This window comes from Streptomyces sp. NPDC001020 (genome assembly GCF_053599115.1).
Genome location: NZ_JBSFLQ010000008.1, coordinates 98847 through 120452, shown reverse-complemented (window position 1 = coordinate 120452; position 21606 = coordinate 98847). Strand labels below are relative to the sequence as shown.

The 21606-nt window shown below is 69.3% G+C and carries 20 protein-coding genes and 1 tRNA gene; 12 read left to right on the top strand and 9 right to left on the bottom strand.

The features are described from left to right. The first annotated feature begins 396 nt into the window (after window positions 1-396). From acs to ACWDEX_RS09855, 5 genes are all read left to right on the top strand, one after another. Window positions 397-2352, top strand: a complete 1956-nt coding sequence (gene acs, locus ACWDEX_RS09875) for an acetate--CoA ligase (RefSeq protein WP_450462754.1) — start codon at window positions 397-399, stop codon at window positions 2350-2352. 291 nt (window positions 2353-2643) lie between these two features. Then, on the top strand, window positions 2644-4059 hold the full coding sequence (gene nhaA / locus ACWDEX_RS09870; protein ID WP_450462870.1) for a Na+/H+ antiporter NhaA: 1416 nt from the start codon (window positions 2644-2646) through the stop codon (window positions 4057-4059). Between the two features lie 173 nt (window positions 4060-4232). Continuing rightward, the gene (locus ACWDEX_RS09865) at window positions 4233-4712 is read left to right on the top strand and encodes a phage holin family protein (protein WP_450462753.1); all 480 of its coding nucleotides are present in this window, start codon (window positions 4233-4235) and stop codon (window positions 4710-4712) included. Beyond that, window positions 4709-5659 (top strand): alpha/beta fold hydrolase, encoded by a 951-nt coding sequence (locus ACWDEX_RS09860; protein ID WP_450462752.1) that lies wholly within the window; start codon window positions 4709-4711, stop codon window positions 5657-5659. The genes ACWDEX_RS09865 and ACWDEX_RS09860 overlap by 4 nt, the downstream gene beginning before the upstream one ends. Window positions 5660-5830: 171 nt before the next feature. After that, window positions 5831-6010, top strand: coding sequence for a hypothetical protein (locus ACWDEX_RS09855; protein WP_450462751.1), 180 nt, complete (start codon window positions 5831-5833; stop codon window positions 6008-6010). 49 nt (window positions 6011-6059) lie between these two features. On the opposite strand, the gene ACWDEX_RS09850 is transcribed toward ACWDEX_RS09855, so the two are convergent. From ACWDEX_RS09850 to nth, 3 genes are all read right to left on the bottom strand, one after another. Next, window positions 6060-7259 carry a MarP family serine protease gene (locus ACWDEX_RS09850; RefSeq protein WP_450462750.1) on the bottom strand — a complete coding sequence of 400 codons (1200 nt, stop codon included), beginning with the start codon at window positions 7257-7259 and terminating at the stop codon, window positions 6060-6062. Window positions 7260-7378: 119 nt separating this feature from the next. Continuing rightward, window positions 7379-8065 (bottom strand): NUDIX hydrolase, encoded by a 687-nt coding sequence (locus tag ACWDEX_RS09845; RefSeq protein WP_450462749.1) that lies wholly within the window; start codon window positions 8063-8065, stop codon window positions 7379-7381. A gap of 157 nt (window positions 8066-8222) precedes the next feature. Continuing rightward, window positions 8223-9275: an endonuclease III gene (gene nth / locus ACWDEX_RS09840; RefSeq protein WP_450462748.1), complete on the bottom strand. Its 1053-nt coding sequence runs from the start codon at window positions 9273-9275 to the stop codon at window positions 8223-8225. A gap of 317 nt (window positions 9276-9592) precedes the next feature. On the opposite strand from nth, the gene ACWDEX_RS09835 reads away from it, so the two are divergent. Beyond that, entirely contained in the window at window positions 9593-10267 is a 675-nt protein-coding gene (locus ACWDEX_RS09835) for a Crp/Fnr family transcriptional regulator (RefSeq protein WP_071367581.1), read from the top strand. Between the two features lie 148 nt (window positions 10268-10415). Here ACWDEX_RS09835 and ACWDEX_RS09830 read toward each other — a convergent pair whose 3' ends face one another. From ACWDEX_RS09830 to ACWDEX_RS09815, 4 genes are all read right to left on the bottom strand, one after another. After that, the gene (locus ACWDEX_RS09830) at window positions 10416-11246 is read right to left on the bottom strand and encodes an MBL fold metallo-hydrolase (protein WP_450462747.1); all 831 of its coding nucleotides are present in this window, start codon (window positions 11244-11246) and stop codon (window positions 10416-10418) included. A gap of 25 nt (window positions 11247-11271) precedes the next feature. Then, entirely contained in the window at window positions 11272-12141 is an 870-nt protein-coding gene (locus ACWDEX_RS09825; protein ID WP_450462746.1) for an NUDIX hydrolase, read from the bottom strand. A 114-nt stretch (window positions 12142-12255) separates the two neighbouring features. Then, complete coding sequence (locus ACWDEX_RS09820; RefSeq protein WP_450462745.1) at window positions 12256-12723, bottom strand: RidA family protein; 468 nt, start codon at window positions 12721-12723, stop codon at window positions 12256-12258. Continuing rightward, window positions 12720-12878, bottom strand: coding sequence for a DUF4177 domain-containing protein (locus ACWDEX_RS09815; protein WP_009189813.1), 159 nt, complete (start codon window positions 12876-12878; stop codon window positions 12720-12722). The genes ACWDEX_RS09820 and ACWDEX_RS09815 overlap by 4 nt, the downstream gene beginning before the upstream one ends. Before the next feature lie 139 nt (window positions 12879-13017). Here ACWDEX_RS09815 and ACWDEX_RS09810 point away from each other — a divergent pair, with 139 nt between their 5' ends. Together ACWDEX_RS09810 and ACWDEX_RS09805 are read left to right on the top strand one after the other, a co-directional pair. Continuing rightward, window positions 13018-13995, top strand: coding sequence for an ArsA family ATPase (locus ACWDEX_RS09810; protein WP_450462744.1), 978 nt, complete (start codon window positions 13018-13020; stop codon window positions 13993-13995). Continuing rightward, on the top strand, window positions 13992-15374 hold the full coding sequence (locus ACWDEX_RS09805; RefSeq protein ID WP_450462743.1) for an ArsA family ATPase: 1383 nt from the start codon (window positions 13992-13994) through the stop codon (window positions 15372-15374). Before ACWDEX_RS09810 ends, ACWDEX_RS09805 begins: the two co-directional genes overlap by 4 nt. Window positions 15375-15638: 264 nt before the next feature. Here the strand turns inward: ACWDEX_RS09805 and wblA are convergent, their stop codons facing one another. After that, on the bottom strand, window positions 15639-15977 hold the full coding sequence (gene wblA / locus ACWDEX_RS09800) for a transcriptional regulator WblA (protein WP_059133594.1): 339 nt from the start codon (window positions 15975-15977) through the stop codon (window positions 15639-15641). 409 nt (window positions 15978-16386) lie between these two features. Between wblA and ACWDEX_RS09795 the strand changes: the two genes are divergently transcribed. Next, entirely contained in the window at window positions 16387-18615 is a 2229-nt protein-coding gene (locus ACWDEX_RS09795) for a transglycosylase domain-containing protein (RefSeq protein WP_450462742.1), read from the top strand. Window positions 18616-18757: 142 nt separating this feature from the next. Here ACWDEX_RS09795 and ACWDEX_RS09790 read toward each other — a convergent pair whose 3' ends face one another. Beyond that, on the bottom strand, window positions 18758-19222 hold the full coding sequence (locus ACWDEX_RS09790) for a GatB/YqeY domain-containing protein (RefSeq protein WP_450462741.1): 465 nt from the start codon (window positions 19220-19222) through the stop codon (window positions 18758-18760). A gap of 192 nt (window positions 19223-19414) precedes the next feature. Here ACWDEX_RS09790 and ACWDEX_RS09785 point away from each other — a divergent pair, with 192 nt between their 5' ends. The 3 genes from ACWDEX_RS09785 (at window position 19415) to ACWDEX_RS09775 (ending at window position 21322) form a co-directional block, all read left to right on the top strand. Beyond that, window positions 19415-20341: a metallophosphoesterase gene (locus tag ACWDEX_RS09785; RefSeq protein ID WP_450462740.1), complete on the top strand. Its 927-nt coding sequence runs from the start codon at window positions 19415-19417 to the stop codon at window positions 20339-20341. An 88-nt stretch (window positions 20342-20429) separates the two neighbouring features. Beyond that, a complete protein-coding gene (locus ACWDEX_RS09780; protein ID WP_450462739.1) occupies window positions 20430-21200 on the top strand; it encodes a Pr6Pr family membrane protein in 771 nt (256 codons plus the stop codon). A gap of 48 nt (window positions 21201-21248) precedes the next feature. Continuing rightward, window positions 21249-21322 (top strand) — tRNA-Pro (locus tag ACWDEX_RS09775). Window positions 21323-21606: the final 284 nt, after the last annotated feature.

Genomic DNA, 21606 nt, shown 5'->3' with positions numbered 1-21606 from the left:
CACCGCCGGCTCCGAAAGGAAAGATCCGCCCTACGAGCGCCTTGAAAGATCTTGAAATGGCGCCCAGCTTGAACCACTTAGGGTCGTTTTATCAGCACGGGCGATCCGGGATGGTCCAGACTGTCAGAGCAAGATCTACGGCGAGCTCCAGGCGGCCGCGGCCTTCCCTCGGGCGCGGAACGCCAACGGGCTCTGCCACGGCCCCTCAGGGCCAGGCGCGAGAAATACCGCTCGAGATGAACCAGGGTGGTGGAGCGTACGTGACCTGGAGGAGATCTGTTCACCGGCAGAACCCACAGGTCTAAACCAATTTTCCGCCGACCCTTGTCACCGAGCCCCCTCGTCTGATGAGCTGTGGACCGGGACACAACGGACACCCCGGGAAAGGGAGATGTCGTGAGCAACGAAAGCCTGGCCAATCTGCTCAAGGAAGAGCGCAGGTTCGCGCCCCCCGCCGACCTGGCCGCAGACGCCAACGTCACGGCAGAGGCGTACGAGCAGGCCAAGGCTGACAGGCTCGGCTTCTGGGCCGAGCAGGCCCGGCGGCTGACCTGGGCCAAGGCGCCGACCGAGACCCTGGACTGGTCGAACCCGCCGTTCGCCAAGTGGTTCAAGGACGGCAAGCTCAACGTCGCCTACAACTGCGTCGACCGGCATGTCGAGGCGGGCCATGGCGAGCGCGTCGCCATCCACTTCGAGGGCGAGCCCGGCGACAGCCGCGCGATCACCTACGCCGAGCTCAAGGACGAGGTCTCCAAGGCCGCGAACGCCCTGCTTGAGCTGGGGGTCCGGAAGGGCGACCGGGTCGCCGTCTACATGCCCATGATCCCGGAGACCGCGATCGCGATGCTGGCCTGCGCCCGCATCGGCGCCACACACTCCGTCGTCTTCGGTGGCTTCTCCGCGGACGCGCTGGCCACCCGCATTCGGGACGCCGACGCCAAGGTCGTGATCACCACGGACGGCGGCTACCGGCGTGGCAAGCCGTCCGCCCTCAAGCCGGCCGTCGACGACGCCATCGAGCGCGTGGACAACGTCGAGCACGTCCTCGTCGTGCGCCGTACGGGCCAGGAGGTCGCCTGGTCCGAAGGCCGGGACGTGTGGTGGCACGAGATCGTCGAGCGGCAGTCCGCCGAGCACACACCCGAGGCGTTCGACGCCGAGCACCCGCTGTTCATCCTGTACACGTCCGGCACGACGGGTAAGCCGAAGGGCATCCTGCACACCTCCGGCGGCTACCTCACTCAGGCGGCGTACACCCACAACGCGGTCTTCGACCTCAAGCCGGAGACGGACGTGTACTGGTGCACCGCCGACGTCGGCTGGGTCACCGGGCACTCTTACATCGTGTACGGGCCGCTGGCAAACGGCGCGACCCAGGTCCTGTACGAGGGCACGCCCGACACACCGCACCAGGGCCGCTTCTGGGAGATCGTCCAGAAGTACGGGGTGACCATCCTGTACACGGCACCCACGGCCATCCGCACGTTCATGAAGTGGGGCGACGACATCCCTGCCAAGTTCGACCTGTCGTCGCTGCGGGTGCTGGGGTCCGTCGGTGAGCCGATCAACCCCGAGGCATGGGTGTGGTACCGCAAGCACATCGGCGGGGACCGTACGCCGATCGTGGACACCTGGTGGCAGACCGAGACCGGCACGATGATGATCTCGCCGCTGCCGGGCGTGACGGAGACCAAGCCGGGGTCAGCGCAGCGGCCGCTGCCGGGCATCTCCGCCACCGTGGTCGACGACGAGGGGAACGAGGTGGCGAACGGGGGCGGCGGCTACCTCGTGCTCACCGAGCCGTGGCCGTCGATGCTGCGCACCATCTGGGGAGACGACCAGCGGTACATCGACACGTACTGGTCGCGGTTCGAGGGCAAGTACTTCGCAGGGGACGGCGCGAAGAAGGACGACGACGGAGACATCTGGCTCCTCGGGCGCGTCGACGACGTGATGCTCGTGTCCGGGCACAACATCTCGACAACGGAGGTCGAGTCGGCCCTGGTGTCGCATCCGGCGGTCGCCGAGGCGGCGGTCGTGGGCGCGGCGGACGAGACGACGGGGCAGGCGATCGTGGCGTTCGTGATCCTGCGGGGTACGGCGTCCGAGGACGAAAACCTCACCAGCGAGCTGCGCAACCACGTCGGTGCGACGCTCGGGCCGATCGCCAAGCCGAAGCGGATCCTGCCGGTGGCGGAGCTGCCGAAGACGCGCTCCGGGAAGATCATGCGACGCCTGCTGCGGGATGTCGCCGAGAACCGCCAGCTCGGGGATGTCACGACGCTGACGGACTCGACGGTGATGGACCTGATCCAGACGAAGCTGCCGGCGACGCCGAGCGAGGACTGAGGCTCATCCCCCACCCGCCCGAAGGGGGCGCCCGGCATCACGCCGGGCGCCCCCTTCTCGTCGTCACCGGAGCCCCCCTGCTCGCAGGGCCACGGCACGCCTCCGCCGACGCGCACGCCTCTCCCCGCGCACCCGGATCCGCACCTGGCCCGCCGGGCGACCGACCTTCGCAGTGCTAAGGATCCGGTAAAATGGAACGTTCATGGTGTGCCGGGAAGTCTGGTCGGCAAGCCGCTGCGCGTTGCCTCGTGGCGGTTGTCAGCTTGCCGTACCGACCCGGAGGTCTTCCCTGTGACCGCGCCCCGCACCCGTAACCGCTCGTTCCTCGGACGTCTCTCCCTGCCCGAGCGGACCTTCATCGCGGATGCGCTGCGCACCGAGACCGTCGGCGGTGTACTGCTCCTGGTCGCCGCGATCGCCGCGCTGCTCTGGGCGAACATACCTGTCCTGCGCGGCAGCTACGACAGCATCAGCCACTTCCACATCGGGCCCTCCTCCCTCGGACTCCATCTGTCCGTCGCGCACTGGGCCGCGGACGGCCTCCTCGCGATCTTCTTCTTCGTCGCCGGGATCGAGCTCAAGCGGGAGCTGGTCGCGGGTGATCTGAGGGATCCCCGCGCCGCCGTGCTCCCCGTGGTCGCCGCCCTCTGCGGCATGGCCGTACCCGCGATCGTCTACACCGTCACCAACGCCGCCGGCGGCGGCTCCCTCGCCGGCTGGGCGGTCCCCACAGCCACCGACATCGCCTTCGCGCTCGCCGTGCTCGCGGTCATCGGCACCTCCCTGCCCTCCGCCCTGCGCGCGTTCCTGCTCACCCTCGCCGTGGTCGACGACCTGGGCGCGATCCTGATCATCGCGATCTTCTTCCCGCACGGTCTGAACTTCGCCGCCCTCGGCGGCGCCGTCGTCGGCCTCGCCGTGTTCTGGGTGCTGCTACGCAACGGCGTGCGCGGCTGGTACGTGTACGTTCCGCTCGCCCTGGTCATCTGGGGGCTGATGTACAACAGCGGCGTCCACGCCACCATTGCCGGTGTGGCCATGGGACTGATGCTGCGCTGCCACCGCCACGAGGGCGAGGAGCGCTCCCTGGGCGAGCACATCGAACACCTCGTACGGCCTCTGTCCGCCGGTCTCGCGGTACCGCTGTTCGCGCTGTTCAGCGCGGGCGCCGCGATCTCCGGCGGAGCGCTCGTGGACGTGTTCACCAAGCCGGAGACGCTCGGCGTCGTGCTCGGTCTCGTCGTCGGCAAGACGGTCGGCGTGTTCGGTGGCACCTGGCTGACGGTCCGCTTCACCCGGGCCTCGCTCAGCGACGGCCTCGCCTGGCCCGATGTGTTCGCCGTCGCCTCGCTGGCCGGCATCGGCTTCACCGTCTCGCTGCTCATCGGCGAGTTGGCTTTCGAGGGCGACGCGGTGCTCACGGACGAGGTCAAGGCCGCCGTCCTCACCGGGTCGCTGATCGCCGCCGTGTTCGCGACCGTGCTGCTGAAGGTACGCAACGCCAAGTACCGTGCCCTGTGCGAGGACGAGGAGCGCGACGAGGACCTCGACGGCATTCCGGACGTCTACGAGCAGGACGACCCGGCGTACCACCTGCGCATGGCCGAGATCCACGAACGCAAGGCCGCCGAGCACCGCAGGCTCGCCGTGCTGAAGTCCGCCGGGAGCGATGCCTCGGCCGACACCCCGGACGACACCCGCTCCTGAGCGGCGACCGGCAGGCCTGCCTGGCGCGGGCCCCGGCCCACGTGAGGGGTGGCACGCTTCGCCGAAGTGGGCAGGCGGGCAGGCGGGGAGAAGGCGCGTCCGGCATGATCTGACACATCCACAAAACTCCGCAGCACCCGCGGAGTACCCACGCACAGAGCAGGGAGACCGCGATGAGCGCACCCGACGGCAGCCCGGTCGGCACCGAACAGAGCATCGGCCAACTGTTCGCCTCGGCGACGACCGAAATGTCCGCGCTGGTGCACGACGAGATCGCACTGGCGAAGGCCCAGCTCAGGCGGGACGTCAAGCGCGGCGCCGTGAGCGGCGGAGCATTTTCGGCTGCGGGCGCAGTACTGCTGTTCTCGCTGCCGATGCTGAACTTCGCGTTGGCGTACGGAATTCGCACCTGGACCAGTTGGAACCTGGCCCTCTGCTTCCTGACGTCCTTCGGCGCGAACGTACTGGTCTTCGGAGTCCTCACGCTCATCGGTATCGTCTTCGCGAAGAAGGCCAAGAAGAGCGGGGGCCCACAGAAGGTCGCCGCGTCCATGAAGGAGACCGCGGGCGTCCTGCAGGCCGCCAAGCCGCACCCCCGTCAACCCCACGAGGCCGACACGGCCGTCGAGGCTGTGGCACGCTCGTCTTCATGACGGACCCCGCCACCCCTTCGGCTCAACCCACCTCGGTCGTACGGCTCGACGTACCCGGCGGGCAGGGGGTGACGCATCGCGACGTCGCCGCCAACGGCGCGCGCTTCCACATCGCGGAACTGGGCGACGGACCGCTGGTGCTGCTGCTGCACGGCTTCCCGCAGTTCTGGTGGACCTGGCGGCACCAACTGGTGGCACTCGCCGACGCGGGCTTCCGGGCCGTGGCGATGGACCTGCGCGGGGTCGGCGGCAGCGACCGTACGCCGCGCGGCTACGACCCCGCGAACCTGGCGCTCGACATCACCGGCGTCGTACGGTCCCTGGGCGAGCCCGATGCCGCGCTCGTCGGCCATGACCTGGGCGGGTATCTGGCCTGGACGGCGGCCGTAATGCGCCCGAAGCTCGTCCGACGGCTCGTGGTCGCCTCAATGCCTCATCCACGGCGCTGGCGGTCTGCGATGCTCGGTGACGTCAAGCAGACGACCGCGGGTTCCTACGTCTGGGGGTTCCAGCGGCCCTGGATCCCCGAGCGTCGGCTCACCGCCGACGACGCCGCCCTGGTCGGGCGGCTGATCCGGGACTGGTCGGGCCCTCGGCTGCCGGACGACAAGGCCGTCGAGACGTACCGGCGTGCCATGTGCATCCCGTCGACGGCGCACTGCGCCATCGAGCCGTACCGCTGGATGGTGCGCTCCCTGGCCCGGCCCGACGGCATCCAGTTCAACCGGCGTATGAAGCGGCCCGTACGGGTTCCCACCCTGCATCTGCACGGCTCACTGGACCCTGTGATGCGCACCAGGAGCGCGGCCGGATCGGGTGAGTACGTCGAGGCGCCCTACCGCTGGCGGCTGTTCGACGGACTGGGGCACTTCCCGCACGAGGAGGACCCGGTGGCGTTCTCCTCGGAGCTGATCAACTGGCTCAAGGACCCCGAGCCCGACCGGTGACCCACCTGACTCTCATGGGATGGCGGCGAACCCTGTCGGTGACCGCGTGAATGCGTTCGGTATCCGGACACGCACGACTGTTCCATATGCGACCACACATGCCCCGCGCATAGGCCAATCGGTGGGCCCGGAGGCGGTTATCGACCTTGGGGCAGGGGCAGACGTCGGGGTATGGGTTGGACGCACGACTTCAGTGACGTAGCACGCGACCGCAGCTCGGCCGCTGGTCCGAGCACCCACGAGAGGGGCGCCCCGCAATTGCCGGGCACGGACCTCAGGGTGGGGATCCCGCGCATTCTGCGCCGCCGGGCCCGCTGGGTCTCGGTGCGTCTGCGCCACCCGCGCGGCTGACCCGGTCCCCCGGGGCCGCCCCCTTCGCGGACTCGGAGGGCGCCTGGATTCAGAGGGCGCATTTGTCGCTGTCCACCTGCTGGTTCGCCCTACGCCCCTTGGCGATGTCCTCCCGGACCTCGTCCGCGGTGAGCGCGTACCCGGTTTCGGCGTCGTCGCGGGACTTCGCGAAGACCACCCCGTAGACCCTGCCGTCAGGGGTGAGCAGCGGGCCGCCGGAGTTGCCCTGCCGGACGGTCGCATACAGCGAGTACACGTCACGGCGGACCGTGCCACGGTGATAGATGTCCGCGCCGTCGGCCGTTATGCGGCCGCGGACACGCGCGGGCTGGACGTTGTACGACCCGTTCTCCGGGAAGCCCGCGACGATCGCGTTGCTGCCGCCGGACGCGTCCGTGGACGTGAACCGCAGCACCGGCGCTTTCAGGTTCGGCACGTCCAGTACCGCGATGTCGCGCCGCCAGTCGTAGAGGACGACCTTCGCGTCGTACTTCCTGCCCTCGCCGCCTATCTGCACAGTGGGCTCGTCGACCCCGCCGACGACGTGCGCGTTCGTCATCACGCGACGGTTGCCGAAGACGAAGCCCGTACCTTCGAGGACCTTGCCGCAGCTCTGCGCGGTGCCCATGACCTTGACGATGGACCGCTGGGCGCGCACGGCGACCGGGCTCCTCGCGAGGGTCGGGTCGGGAGGCTGGACCTCGGTGATGGGTTCGTTCGCGAACGGGCTGAAGACCTGCGGGAAGCCGTTCTGCGCGAGGACCGAGGAGAAGTCCGCGAACCAGGTGTCGGCCCGCGCGGGCAGGGCGCGGGAGACGCCGAGGAGCACCTTGGAGCCGCGGACCTCCTTGCCGAGCGTCGGCAGGGTCGTACCGGCGAGGGCCGAGCCGATCAGCCAGGCGACCAGGAACATCGCCACCACGTTGACGAGGGCACCGCCCGTGGCGTCCAGGGCTCGGGCCGGGGACCAGGTCATGTATCGGCGCAGCTTGTTGCCGAGGTGAGTGGTCAAGGCCTGGCCGACGGACGCGCAGACGATCACGACAACAACTGCGATCACCGCGACGGTCGTGCCCATCTTGTGGTCACCTGTCGCCTTGTCCCAGATGAAGGGGAGCAGATACACCGCGATCAGGCCGCCGCCCAGGAAGCCGGTCACCGAAAGGATGCCCACGACGAAGCCCTGGCGGTAACCGACGATCGCGAACCACACGGCGGCGACCAGCAACAGGATGTCCAGCACGTTCACTGCGTCAAGCCTCGCCTCGTCACTTTCCGGTCACCGTCGTCAGACCGGGGCACTGGCCCCCCGAACGGCGACCGTGGGGCACGGCGACCCCCGAAAAACACAGCACGGTGGCCACCCTGTCATGACCGCCAGTCGAGCGGGACCTGCTTCTCGCGGTCCCAGGGGCGCTCCCAGCCCGCGTAGTGCAGCAGTCGGTCGATGACTCCGGCCGTGAAGCCCCAGACGAGGGCTGATTCGACCAGGAATGCCGGACCTCGGTGGCCGCTGGGGTGGACGGCGGTGACTCGGTTGGCGGGGTCCGTGAGATCCGCCACGGGGACGGTGAAGACCCGCGCCGTCTCGTTCGGGTCGACGACGCCCACGGGGCTCTTCTTCCGCCACCAGCCGAGGACGGGTGTCACGACGAAGCCGCTGACCGGGATGTAGAGCTTGGGGAGCACACCGAAGAGCTGGACGCCGCCGGGGTCGAGCCCGGTCTCCTCCTCGGCCTCGCGCAGCGCGGCCCGCAGTGGCCCTCCGGCCTTCGGGTCACCGTCCTCGGGGTCGAGGGCGCCACCGGGAAACGACGGCTGCCCGGCGTGTGAGCGCAGCGAACTGGCTCGCTCCATCAGCAGCAGCTCGGGGCCTCGGGCGCCTTCACCGAGCAGGATCAGTACGGCCGACTGACGCCCCGCGCCGTTCTCCGGCGGCAGGAAGCGGCTGAGCTGAAGCGGCTCGACGTTCTCCACGACCTGCACGACCGGGTCGAGCCAGCCGGGCAGGCCCTCCGTGCTCAGCCGCAGCCGCCCGCTGTCCGTGTCTCCCATGTGGTTCGTATCGCTCGCGTGCGTCATCGCCACCCCCGTTCTGCCGATCCCAACGCCCGCGGTACCGCGGATCGTTCCGCGAGTCCCTCGTACGGGTGTCCTCTCCCGCTGTCCGCAGGGAACCGTTCCCCTCCCGGGCGCCGCACGCTCCCGCGCCTCACCCGGCCCCCAGCGGCCGGGCCGGGATGCCGCCCGCGTCCAGGTACGCCTGCGGTGGCTTGAGGCGCTGCCCCGGGAAGCCGCCCTTCTCGTACTTGAGAAGCTTCTTCGCCTTCTCGGGATCGGTCTCGCCCTCGCCGTACGCCGGGCAGAGCGGGGCGATCGGGCAGGCGCCGCAGGCCGGCTTGCGGGCGTGGCAGATGCGGCGGCCGTGGAAGATCACATAATGCGAGAGCATCGTCCAGTCGCTCTTGGGGAAGAGCGCGCCGACCGCCGCCTCGATCTTGTCCGGGTCGGTCTCGTCGGTCCACTGCCAGCGGCGGACGAGTCGCTGGAAGTGCGTGTCGACGGTGAGGCCCGGTCGGCCGAAGGCGTTGCCGAGCACCACGAAGGCGGTCTTGCGGCCGACGCCCGGCAGCTTGACGAGGTCCTCCAGACGGCCGGGGACCTCGCCGCCGAACTGCTCGACCAGTGCCTTGGAGAGCCCTATCACCGACTTGGTCTTGGCTCGGAAGAAGCCCGTCGGGCGCAGGATCTCCTCGACCTCCTCCGGGTTGGCCGCGGCGAGGTCCTCGGGGGTCGGGTACCTGGCGAAGAGGGCCGGGGTGGTCTGGTTCACCCGCAGGTCGGTGGTCTGCGCGGACAGGACCGTGGCGACGATCAGCTGGAAGGGGCTCTCGAAGTCCAGTTCGGGGTGGGCGTACGGGTACAGCTCGGCGAGCTCACGGTTGATACGGCGGGCTCGGCGGACCAGGGCGGTACGGGACTCGCCCCCGACGGGCTTGACGGCGACGGCCTTCGCCGGAGCGGCGCCCTTGACGGTGACTGCGGTGTCCTCGGCGACGGCCTCCACCGAGGCGGGCTTTCTTCTCGAAGCGGGCTTCTTGGTCGCCGTCTTCTCCGGTGCGGCCTTCTCGGCGGTGGCCGCGGTCTTCTTGGCACCAGCCTTCTTCGCGACGGCCTTCTCGGTGGTCCTGGCAGCGGCCTTCTTGGCGGCAGCTTTCTTGGCAGGGCGTTTCCCGGCCGCCTCCTCGGGCGCCGATTTCGCCACCTTTGCCGTTTTTCCACCACCGCCGGGACCCTGTTCGCCCACAGCGGAATCGCGACGTACAACCACCCGCCCAGCTCCCTTGGCCTGCGCTCTCACCGGCGATTTGGACACTCGGCCAGCCTAAGGCCCGGCACCGACATCCGCCCCGGACCCGGAAGATCAGCGCCCAATTGGCCCCCTGCTGCATCCCACGGCACACCAGTGCGGCATCCTTGTGACAGATCACACTGTTTGGACCGTCCGGCAAAATGGGGAACACGGTCCCCTGGTACACGGGGGAACAAGATCCCCTGAGCAGGTCGACAAGGAGAGAACTCGTGGACGACGTTCTGCGGCGCGCCCCGCTCTTCGCGGCGCTCGATGACGAGCAGGCCGCGGAGCTGCGCGCCTCCATGAGTGAGGTGACCCTCGCCCGCGGCGACTCGCTGTTCCACGAGGGTGACCCCGGTGACCGCCTCTACGTGGTCATGGACGGCAAGGTGAAGCTGCACCGCGCATCCCCCGATGGCCGCGAGAACATGCTGGCGGTGCTGGGCCCCGGTGAGCTGATCGGCGAGCTGTCGCTGTTCGACCCGGGTCCGCGTACGGCGACGGCGACCGCCCTGACCGAGGTCAAGCTGCTGGGCCTGGGCCACGGCGACCTCCAGCCGTGGCTGAACGCGCGGCCCGAGGTGGCCGCCGCATTGCTGCGCGCCGTCGCCCGGCGCCTGCGCAAGACCAATGACCAGATGTCCGACCTGGTCTTCTCGGACGTGCCGGGCCGTGTGGCCCGTGCACTGCTGGACCTCTCGCGGCGGTTCGGCGTGCAGTCCGAGGAGGGCATCCACGTCGTGCACGACCTCACACAGGAGGAACTCGCCCAGCTGGTCGGTGCCTCGCGTGAGACGGTCAACAAGGCCCTCGCGGACTTCGCCGGGCGCGGGTGGCTGCGCCTGGAGGCGCGCGCCGTGATCCTGCTGGACGTGGAGCGGCTGGCGAAGCGGTCGCGCTGACGCGCGGTCCCGACATCACGACTACGGGTCCCGTTCTCTGCGGAGGCGGGGCCCTTCGTCGTTGCCGCCAGGGGCCGCGCGGGCCGCGACTCGGGACTCCGCTTCGGCGTCGCCTCGCGGCTGGTGAGCGATCCGCAGACGTACGGGCTCAGATCAGCCCGTGTTCCCCCAGGTACTCGAGCTGCGCCCGCACCGACAGCTCGGCCGCCGGCCACAGGGAGCGGTCCACGTCCGCGTACACGTGGGCCACGACCTCGCCCGGAGCGCGGTGGCCGTTCTCGACCGCCGTCTCCACCTGGGCCAGACGGTGGGCGCGGTGGGCCAGGTAGTACTCGATGGCGCCCTGGGCGTCCTCCAGGACCGGCCCATGGCCGGGGAGCACGGTGTGGACCCCGTCGTCGACGGTGAGCGACCTGAGGCGGCGCAGGGAGTCCAGGTAGTCCCCCAGGCGGCCGTCCGGGTGGGCGACGACCGTCGTGCCGCGGCCCAGGACGGTGTCGCCGGTCAGGACGGCCCGGTCGGCCGGAAGGTGGAAGGAGAGGGAGTCCGCGGTGTGGCCGGGCGTCGGCACGACGCGCAACTCCAGGCCGCCGACGGTGACGACATCGCCGTGGCCCAGCCCCTCGTCGCCGAGCCGGAGTGCCGGATCCAGGGCACGCACCTTCGTGTCCGTCAGCTCGGCGAACCGCGCGGCGCCCTCGGCGTGATCGGCGTGGCCGTGCGTGAGCAGGGTGAGCGCGATCCGCTTGCCGGACTTCTCCGCCGTGTCGATCACATTGCGCAGGTGTCCCTCATCGAGCGGGCCGGGGTCGACCACCACCGCCAGATCGGCCCCGGGCTCGGAGACGATCCACGTGTTGGTGCCGTCGAGGGTCATCGCCGACGCGTTGGGCGCGAGGACGTTCACGGCGCGCGCGGTGGCCGGACCCGAGAGAACCTCGCCACGCGGCTGACCGGGGAGGGCTGCGGCGTCCGTCATGCGGGGGCACCTTCCGTCGCGTAGGTCATGCGGTCGCTCCACCCGTCGGGATGTGCTTGGTGAACTCGTCATGGCCGGGCCAGGCCAGCACGATCTCGCCGTCCACCAGACGGGCCCTGGCCAGCACGGGGGTCAGATCACGGCCGGGGGCCGCCTTCAGGGCCTCGGCGGCGCTCGTGAACGGGATCAACTGGCGCAGGGTGGCGATGGTGGGCGGCATCATCAGCAGTTCGCCCTCGTCGTACGAGGCAGCCGCCTGGGCGGGGCGGATCCACACCGTGCGGTCGGCCTCCGTGGAGGCGTTGCGCGTGCGCTGCCCCTCCGGGAGTGCGGCCACGAAGAACCACGTGTCGTAACGGCGGGTCTCGAACTCCGGGGTGATCCAGCGGGTCCAGGCGCCGAGCAGGTCGGAGCGCAGCACGAGTCCCCTGCGGTCGAGGAACTCGGCGAACGAGAGGTCGCGGGCGACCAGCGCCGCACGATCCGCCTCCCACTCGGCACCCGTGGTGTCGCCGACTACCGTCTGCGAGGTGGGGCCGGCGAGCAGGACGCCGGCCTCCTCGTACGTCTCCCGGACGGCGGCGCAGACGATGGCCTGCGCCGACGTCTCGTCGACACCGAGGCGGTCGGCCCACCACGCGCGCGTGGGCCCCGCCCAGCCGATCCGGAGGTCGTCGTCGCGGGGATCCACACCGCCGCCCGGATAGGCGTACGCGCCTCCGGCGAAGGCCATGGAGGCGCGTCTGCGCAACATGTGGACAGCGGGGGCGCCGTCGGTGTCCTTGAGGAGCATGACGGTGGCCGCGCGCTTCGGGGAGACCGGAGTGAGCGTGCCTTCCGCAAGCGCGCGGATACGCTCTGGCCACTCCGGTGGAAACCACTGCCCATTCGCCATGGGCGGAGGCTATCCCGTGGTGAGCGATTGTTCGAGAGGCAATGATCACCCTCGCCGGGTCCACCGGGTACCCCGGAAGAGCCGTGCCGAGACGGCCGCGTCCGGGAGGTGTGCCTACGCCTCCGTCAGCTCCACCTGGATCTCCACCTCGACCGGCGCGTCGAGCGGGAGCACCGCCACGCCGACCGCGCTGCGGGCGTGCACGCCCTTGTCGCCGAGGACCTCGGCCAGCAGCTCGCTGGCGCCGTTGACGACACCTGGCTGACCCGTGAAGTCCGAGGCTGACGCGACGAAGCCCACGACCTTCACCACGCGTGCGATGCGGTCCAGGTCGCCCGTCACGGACTTCACCGCGGCGAGCGCGTTGAGGGCGCACGTACGGGCCAGGTCCTTGGCCTCCTCGGCGGTGACCTCGGCGCCCACCTTGCCGGTGACCGGAAGCTTGCCGTCCACCATCGGAAGCTGCCCGGAGGTGTACACATACACGCCGGACTGCACCGCGGGCTGGTAGGCGGCGAGAGGCGGCACGACCTCCGGCAGCGTCAGCCCCAGTTCGACGAGTCGGGACTCGACCGCGCTCATGCCTGCTTCTCCCGCTTCAGGTAGGCCACCAACTGCTCGGGGTTCGGGCCGGGCACGACCTGGACGAGCTCCCAGCCGTCCTCGCCCCAGGTGTCCAGAATCTGCTTCGTAGCGTGTACGAGCAGCGGCACAGTAGCGTATTCCCACTTCGTCATGAGGCCGACTGTAGCCGCTGTGGCGCGCGGGCCACGTGGCGGCTGTGCCCGCCCGCGCAACCGGCGCGAGCCGGATCGCGGAGGCAGTTGTCCACAGCCTCCCGCGTAGCCCGCGCGCGGACTGGTTAGGCTCGAAGGCGTGAGTAGGCTCCAGGTCGTCAGCGGCAAGGGCGGGACCGGAAAAACCACGGTCGCCGCTGCACTCGCGCTCGCCCTCGCGACAGAGGGCAAGCGCACCCTTCTGGTCGAGGTCGAGGGCAGACAGGGAATCGCACAGCTCTTCGAAACGGAAGCACTGCCGTACGAGGAGCGGAAGATCGCCGTGGCCCCTGGGGGCGGCGAGGTGTACGCACTGGCGATCGATCCCGAACTGGCCCTGCTGGACTACCTCCAGATGTTCTACAAACTGGGCGGTGCGGGACGGGCTCTGAAGAAGCTCGGTGCCATCGACTTCGCCACCACCATCGCACCGGGTCTGAGGGACGTGCTCCTCACGGGCAAGGCGTGCGAGGCAGTCCGCAGAAAGGACCGGAACGGCCGGTTCGCGTACGACTACGTGGTGATGGACGCACCCCCCACGGGGCGTGTCACCCGTTTCCTGAACGTGAACGACGAGGTGGCCGGCCTCGCCAAGATCGGCCCGATACACAACCAGGCCCAGGCCGTGATGCGGGTGCTGAAGTCCCCGGAGACCGCGGTGCACCTGGTCACGCTCCTGGAGGAGATGCCCGTTCAGGAGACGGCGGACGGGATCGCCGAACTCCGCGCCGCGAGGCTGCCGGTGGGGCGGGTCATCGTGAACATGGTGCGGCCCACGGTCCTGGACCAGGCGGAGCTGGAGTTCGCGCACGCCGTGCCGCGTACGGCCATCGCCAGGTCCCTGTCGGGGGCCGGGCTCGGCGCTGCGCGCCGCGGCGGGCTCGCGGAGCGGCTGGTGGACCCGCTGCTCAAGCAGGCCGACGAATACGCGGAGCGGTTCGCCCTGGAGCGCGAGCAGCGAGGCGTGCTCACGGAGCTGGGCCTTCCGCTGCACGAACTGCCGCTGCTCGCCGACGGAATGGATCTGGCAGGCCTGTACGAACTGGCCACCGAACTGCGTCAGCAAGGGATCTCATGAACTCGGACCCGGCCTCCACGCACGACGACACCGTCTTCACATCCGGTGCGGCACAGACCCATGACACGGGGCGCGCGTTGAGTCCCGTGCGCGTCCTGGAGGTCGACCCCCTCCTCGACGATCCGAAGACACGTATCGTCGTGTGCTGCGGCTCCGGCGGCGTCGGCAAGACGACCACCGCCGCGGCCCTCGGGCTGCGCGCCGCCGAGCGTGGCCGGAAGGTGGTCGTCCTCACGATCGACCCGGCCCGTCGGCTCGCCCAGTCGATGGGCATCGACGCGCTCGACAACACTCCGCGACGGGTGAAGGGCATCGAGGACGCCGCGGGCGGTGAACTGCACGCCATGATGCTCGACATGAAGCGCACGTTCGACGAGATCGTCGAGGCGCACGCGGACCCCGAACGCGCGTCCGCCATTCTGAGCAACCCCTTCTACCAGTCGCTCTCGGCGGGCTTCGCGGGCACGCAGGAGTACATGGCGATGGAGAAGCTGGGGCAGCTGCGTGCACGGGACGAGTGGGACCTCATCATCGTGGACACACCGCCCTCGCGGTCGGCGCTGGACTTCCTGGACGCCCCCAAGCGGCTCGGGTCCTTCCTGGACGGCAAGCTCATTCGCGTCCTGATGGCCCCGGCGAAGGTGGGCGGCCGTGCGGGGATGAAGTTCCTGAACGTCGGGATGTCGATGATGACGGGCGCCCTGGGGAAGTTGCTCGGCGGCCAGCTCCTGAAGGATGTCCAGACGTTCGTGGCCGCCATGGACACCATGTTCGGTGGCTTCCGAACGCGCGCGGATGCCACCTACAAGCTGCTGCAGGCTCCCGGTACGGCGTTCCTGGTGGTGGCGGCCCCGGAGCGGGACGCGCTGCGCGAGGCCGCGTACTTCGTGGAGCGCCTGGCCGCCGAGGACATGCCGCTGGCCGGCCTGGTGCTCAACCGGGTCCACGACAGCGGCGCTGCCCAGCTGTCGGCCGAGCGGGCGCTCGCCGCCGCGGAAAATCTTGAAGAGCCCCGCATTGTGGATCAGGAGGGCGGGAAAGCTGGACTTCGTAACTCTCCCGACATGTACGGCAGTTCAGAATCCCCCTCATCCGAAGAGTCCGTTCCCGACGGAGGCTCCCCCGCCGCTGCGGACCCGGACCGAAGCGTTGAGCACATCACCGCGGGCCTGCTGAGGCTGCACGCCGAGCGTATGCGACTGCTCTTCCGCGAACAGCGCACGCGCGACCGCTTCACCGCGCTCCACCCGGAGGTGGCCGTGGCGGAAGTGGGCGCGTTGCCCGGCGACGTCCACGACCTCGCGGGGCTGCGGAACATCGGAGGTCGGCTCGCGGCCAACCAGCCGGAGCCTCCCGAGGAGTACGACGCGCATGCGTAAGGGGTTTGGTCGTCCTCCCTGGCGGCCGTCCTCGTCGGCGACGCACGGTGCGGGCACGACGGCCCGGTGACGCCGCGCTGCAGCCCGTGTCCGGTCTGCAGCCGCTCGACACCAGCTACCCCTTCGGACGCGCCGACTGACGCGCCGCCGGCGCACCGGCCTGCCCGGGGCCCGCCCCCGGCGAGCTCTACAGGCGCACCCGAGCGGTCACGAAGACATCTGTGGCCGAAGGCGACGAACAGCGGCGCCTGGCAGCAGCCGCCCTCAGCCCACCGCCGCGTAGTTCTCGTAGACCTCTTCCTCGTCAAGAGGAAGCAGACCCGCTCCACGCTCGTACTCCGTACGCGCGGTCTCCAACAGGCGACGCCACGAGGTGACGGTCGGTCGCCTGCGCAGCAGTGCGCGGCGCTCACGTTCCGTCATGCCGCCCCACACGCCGAACTCGACGCGGTTGTCCAGCGCGTCGGCCAGGCACTCCGTGCGTACCGGGCATCCGGTGCACACTGCTTTGGCCCTGTTCTGCGCTGCTCCTTGAACGAATAGTTCATCTGGATCGGTAGTGCGGCAGGCAGCCTGCGCACTCCAGTCGGTCACCCAGCCCATACCGGCGCCGTCCTCTCCCGAATCGAGGCTCCCCCACGGCGGCAGCGGCATATTCACCGCCGCCAGTTGAGGACGTTACGGAAGGTGGACACAGCGCAACACCCCCTTCGGGCCCAATCTTGAATGGCCCGAACGGACTATGGGTAAGCGACAGATCACCCGGGGGAGTGAGCTGACCACAAGCGTGTCCATTCGGGCAAAAAGGGGCGACTTGACTACGTCACGACGGGCACTCACTGACACACAAGGCGATTTCGGGCACCCGCTCAACAAAAAAAATTGGGGAACACCGGAACGATTCGGGGTCGCCGGGCGTACATGTAACGTAGCCCTACTGCTGTGACAGTTGAGGGCAGCTTAGGCCAAGGCATCTATGCGTGTCCGGCGAATGAGAACGTAGGCTGCCCCCATGCCAAACAAGCGCTCGGGCGGGGGGCTGTCCCCCGTGCAGCAGGCCGCCAAGTTCCTCGGAGTGAGTGTGCTCGCCGGGGCGGTGATGGCCGGCATCGCGATGCCCGCGGCAGGTGCGCTCGGACTCGCGGCCAAGGGATCGGTCCAGGGATTCGACGACATCCCGGCCAACTTGAAGAGCCCGCAGCTCAGTCAGCGCACCACCATCCTGGACAGTCAGGGCGGCCAGATCGCCACGGTCTATTCGCGTGACCGCACGGTGGTGGACCTCAAGGACATGTCGCCGTACATTCCGAAGGCGCTCGTCGCCATCGAGGACTCGCGCTACTACCAGCATGGTGCGATCGACCTGAAGGGCGTCCTGCGCGCGCTCAACCAGAACGCGCAGGACGGCGGAGTGGCCCAGGGCGCCTCCACGCTCACCCAGCAACTGGTGAAGAACTACTTCGTGGAGGAGGCCGGAGACGACCCGACGAAGGTCGCCCAGGCCACCAAGCAGACCATCGGCCGCAAGATAAGCGAGCTGAAGTACGCGATCAAGCTTGAAGAGAAGCTCGGCAAGCGGAAGATCATCGAGAACTATCTGAACATCACGTTCTTCGGACGGCAGGCGTACGGCGTCGAGGCCGCCTCCCAGCGTTACTTCTCCAAGCACGCCAAGGACCTCAACGTCCAGGAGGCGGCGCTGCTCGCGGGCCTCGTCCAGTCGCCCACGCTGTACGACCCAGTGAGCAACCCGGAGCGTGCCAAGAAGCGGCGCAACGTGGTGCTGCAGCGCATGGTCGCCGTGCGCTACATCTCGCAGGCGGACGCCGACAAGGCCAAGGCGACCGACCTCGGACTGCGTGTGAGCCAGCCCAAGAACGGCTGTATCACGGCGGCCAGGGGCGCGGGGTTCTTCTGTAAGTACGTGGAGAAGGTCTTCCTCAACGATCCGGCCTTCGGCAAGACCAGGGCCGACCGGCAGAAGATCTGGAACCAGGGCGGCCTCACCATCCGCACCACGCTCGACCCGCAGGCGCAGGACTCGGTGCAGGCTTCGCTGAAGCAGCATGTGAACGAGTCCGACTCGGTCGCCTCGGCGGCCACGCTGGTGGAGCCGGGCACCGGCAAGATACTCGCCATGGGCCAGTCGAGGCCGTACGGCTACGGCAAGAACGAGACCGAGTACAACTACTCGGTCGACCGCGACATGGGCGGCTCGAACTACGGCTTCCCCACCGGCTCGACGTTCAAGCCGTTCGTGGCGGCGGCCGCGCTGGAGCAGGGCCGGCCGGCGACGCAGGAGTACTCGTCGCCGTACGACATGCCCTACCCCGGACCCGTGCAGACGTGCAGTGGCAAGCCCTGGGTCAACCAGGGCAACGAGACCGTGGAGAACGAGAGCAGGTCGGAGGTCGGGCCGTTCCGCCTGAAGGAGGCGATGGCCAAGTCGGTCAACACCTACTTCGTACAGATGATCGCCGACACCGGCCTCTGCCCGGTGATGAACGTCATCGACAAGCTGCACGTCGTGCAGGGCAACGGTGACAAGCTCCCGGAGGTGCCCGCGATCGCCCTGGGTTCGAAGGGCATCTCCCCGCTGACGATGGCGAGCGCGTACGCCGCCTTCGCCTCCCGGGGTACCTACTGCACACCGGTCGCCATCGAGTCGGTCACCCAGAAGGCCGAAGGGCGGCAGAAGTCCCTCCCGGTTCCGAAGTCGACGTGCTCGCGGGCGATGTCCGAGACGACCGCGGACACCGTCAACGCACTGCTGAGCGGTGTGATCGACTCCGGTACGGGCAGGCAGGCCGGTCTCGGTGACCGCGACAACGCCGGTAAGACCGGTACGACGGACGAGCGCAAGAACGCCTGGTTCGTCGGCTACACGCCGAACCTCTCCGGCGCCGTCTGGGTCGGCAGCTCCACGCAGCAGGTCCACATGGAGAACATCCGCATCGGCGGCGTCTGGCGCGAGAAGGTCTACGGCGGTGAGGTGCCGGGTCCGATCTGGCGAGACGCCATGACCGGTGCCCTCGCGGACAAGGAATCGCCGTCCTTCAACCACGTCGACATCCCGGACGGTGGCAAGGACGACGAGGACGCCAACGACGACGGCGGTCTCATCGGAGGTCTGACCGTCGGGGGCACGGACGGGGGCGCGCACTCGAAGCCTTCGATCCCCCAGGGATTCGTCCAGGGGCGGTCGGGGGGTAAGCACGGCCACGGGGGGAAGCACGGCTGACGACTGTCGCTGCGTCAGGCACCGGCCGGTCGGCCGGCGCCTGACGCCCCGTCATCAGCGAGGAATATCGGCCGGCTGACGGCTCCGAACGTGGGCACAGCCCACTCGTTCAGGGAGCGCCACATCGGCACGCGGCGCGCGGTCAGCCCGCCAGCAGTTCCTTCACGACCGCGGCCACACGCCCGCCCTCGGCCAGGCCCGCCACCTTCGGGTTCACGATCTTCATGACCTGACCCATGGCGCGCGGGCCTTCGGCGCCGGCCGCCTTCGCATCCTCGACGGCCTGGGCGACGATCTGCCGAAGCTCGTCGTCGGACAGCTGCTTGGGCAGATACGTGGCGAGCAACTCACCCTCCGCCTTCTCCCGCTCGGCCTGCTCGGCGCGCCCGCCCTGCGCGAAGGCCTCGGCGGCCTCGCGGCGCTTCTTCGCCTCCCGGGTGATCACCTTGGTGACCTCCTCGTCGGAGAGTTCGCGCTTCTCCTTGCCCGCGACCTCCTCCTTGGTGATCGCGGCGAGCGTCAGCCGGAGCGTCGAGGAGCGGAGCTCGTCGCGCTCCTTGATCGCGGCGTTGAGGTCTTCGTGCAGCTTCGACTTGAGCGTGGTCATGACTCCGATTGTCGCAGGTGTGACGGCGTGGAAGCCCGCTGATTTCCTGGGGCTCGCGGGTTTCCCGCGGTCGCGTCGGTTCACGCGAGCACTTCACCGACGGTCCGAGTTGTCCACAGGTGCCCTGGCGGCCCGCTCGTGGTCGTCCACAGCCGTGCGCGCGGCGTCCTCCGGCTCTGCCACGATGGTCGTATGCGCGCGCGATATGGAGTACCCCTGGGAATCACGGCGGTGGCCGCCGCCGGACTGCTGTACTCGGCCGGGTTCGAGGCCCGTTCCTTCCGACTGCGCCGGGTGACGGTCCCGGTGCTGCCCCCGGGGACACGCCCCCTGCGTGTGCTCCAGGTCTCCGACATCCACATGGTGAGTGGCCAGCGTAAGAAGCAGCGGTGGCTGCGCTCGCTGGCGGGCCTGCGCCCGGACTTCGTGATCAACACCGGGGACAACCTCTCCGACCCGGAGGGCGTGCCGGAGGTACTGGACGCGCTGGGTCCGCTGATGACCTTCCCTGGGGCGTACGTCTTCGGTTCGAACGACTACTACGGACCCAGGCCCCGTAACCCCGCCCGCTACCTGGTGGAGAAGGCGAAGGGTCACCACGGTCTGAACGGCAACCCGCCCGTGGTCGGCGCCATCCACAACCCCTGGGAGGATCTGCGCGACGGCTTCGACGCGGCGGGCTGGCAGAACCTGACGAACACGCGGGGGGCGCTGAAGATCGAGGGCCTGGAGATCGAACTGACAGGCCTGGACGACCCGCACATCAAGCGCGATCGGTACGCGCGCGTGGCCGGCGGTCCCTCCGGGTCGGCGGACTTCTCGATGGGCGTGGTCCACGCACCGTACCTGCGCAGCCTGGACGCGTTCACGGCGGACGGCTACCCGCTGATCCTGGCGGGTCACACCCACGGCGGGCAGCTCTGCATCCCCTTCTACGGCGCCCTGGTCACCAACTGCGACCTGGACAAGGACCGGGTGAAGGGCCTGTCACGGCACACGGCCGAGGGACGGACGTCCTACCTGCACGTGTCGGCGGGCTGCGGTACGAACCGCTACACGCCGGTACGGTTCGCGTGTCCCCCTGAGGCGACGTTGCTGACGCTGGTGGAGAGGCAGTAACTGGTGAGGCAGGGGTAACCCGGAGCGGCCGTAACTCGCAAGGATCACCCGTATCGCCCGTTTTGCCCGATCCGCTTAGCGTAAGGGCATGATCTCGCGGATACCCAAGGAGATCCCGGACCTCCCCGCGGTGCCGGGCAGGCCGAGGCTGCTGCCGTCCGTCGTCCCCGCCGCCGCCGTGGTGGCCCCCCTTTACCGACCGGTCGCGGCTTGCTGTCGCCTGCTGGTTGCGCTGGTGGCCGCGGCGGCGGTGGCCGCCGACCTGCTCCTCGGCAGCCCGGTGCGGGTGCTGAGCTACTTCACGATCCAGGCCAATGTGCTCATCGCAGTGGTCTTCGCACTGTCGGCATGGCGGGCATGGGCGGCCCGACGCCCGCTGCCGCCGCTGGTGACCGGTGGAACGCTCTTCTACGCCCTGATCGCGGGCCTGGTCTACCACGTGGTCCTGGTGAACGAGCCAGGCGTTTTCTCGATGACGGGCCACACCGGCACGCTCACGGGCTGGCCCGCGCTCACCAACCAGCTGCTGCACACGGTGACGCCGACCGCAGCCCTGCTCGACTGGCTGCTAGTGACGAGGCCGGCCCCGCTGAGCGTCCGGCACGCGGCGAAGTGGCTGCTGTACCCCATGGCGTACCTGGCCCTCTCCCTCGTGCGGGGGGAGCTGATCCCACCGGGCACGGCAGGGCGCTACCTGTACCCGTTCCTGGACGCGGGCCAGCTCGGGTACAAGAGCGTCCTCGCCAACGCACTCCTGCTCGGCCTGTCGTTCTTCGGCCTGGCCCTCCTCATGGTGGTCCTCGACCACCTCCGCCCGGACCCGACCCGCCGTCGCACGAAAACCGGATTTCGCCTCTAGCCGCCAGTGGGCTAAAGTAAACGTCGTCGCCGCGACAAGCAGCGACATCGGGGTGTAGCGCAGCTTGGCAGCGCGCTTCGTTCGGGACGAAGAGGTCGTGGGTTCAAATCCCGCCACCCCGACGCTGGTCAGAGGCCAGGTACTGATATCAGTACCTGGCCTCTGTCGTGCTCAGAGGGTCAAACAGGGGGCCATACGAAGTTGATCAGGCCGCTGTGCCGCCCTCTTCCTGGTCTGCCGCGTCCTCTCCTTGCCCCCTCTCGGCGCGGGGACGGGGGCGTGTGTCACCGTGCCGCTGACGAGATCCGAGTCTGGTTCGCCCTCACGACCGGTGACTACCGCGGTGTGACCGCGGCGGCGCGGACCGGAGCCTGGACGGCGGTGCACCACGGTGTAGCCGTGCGGC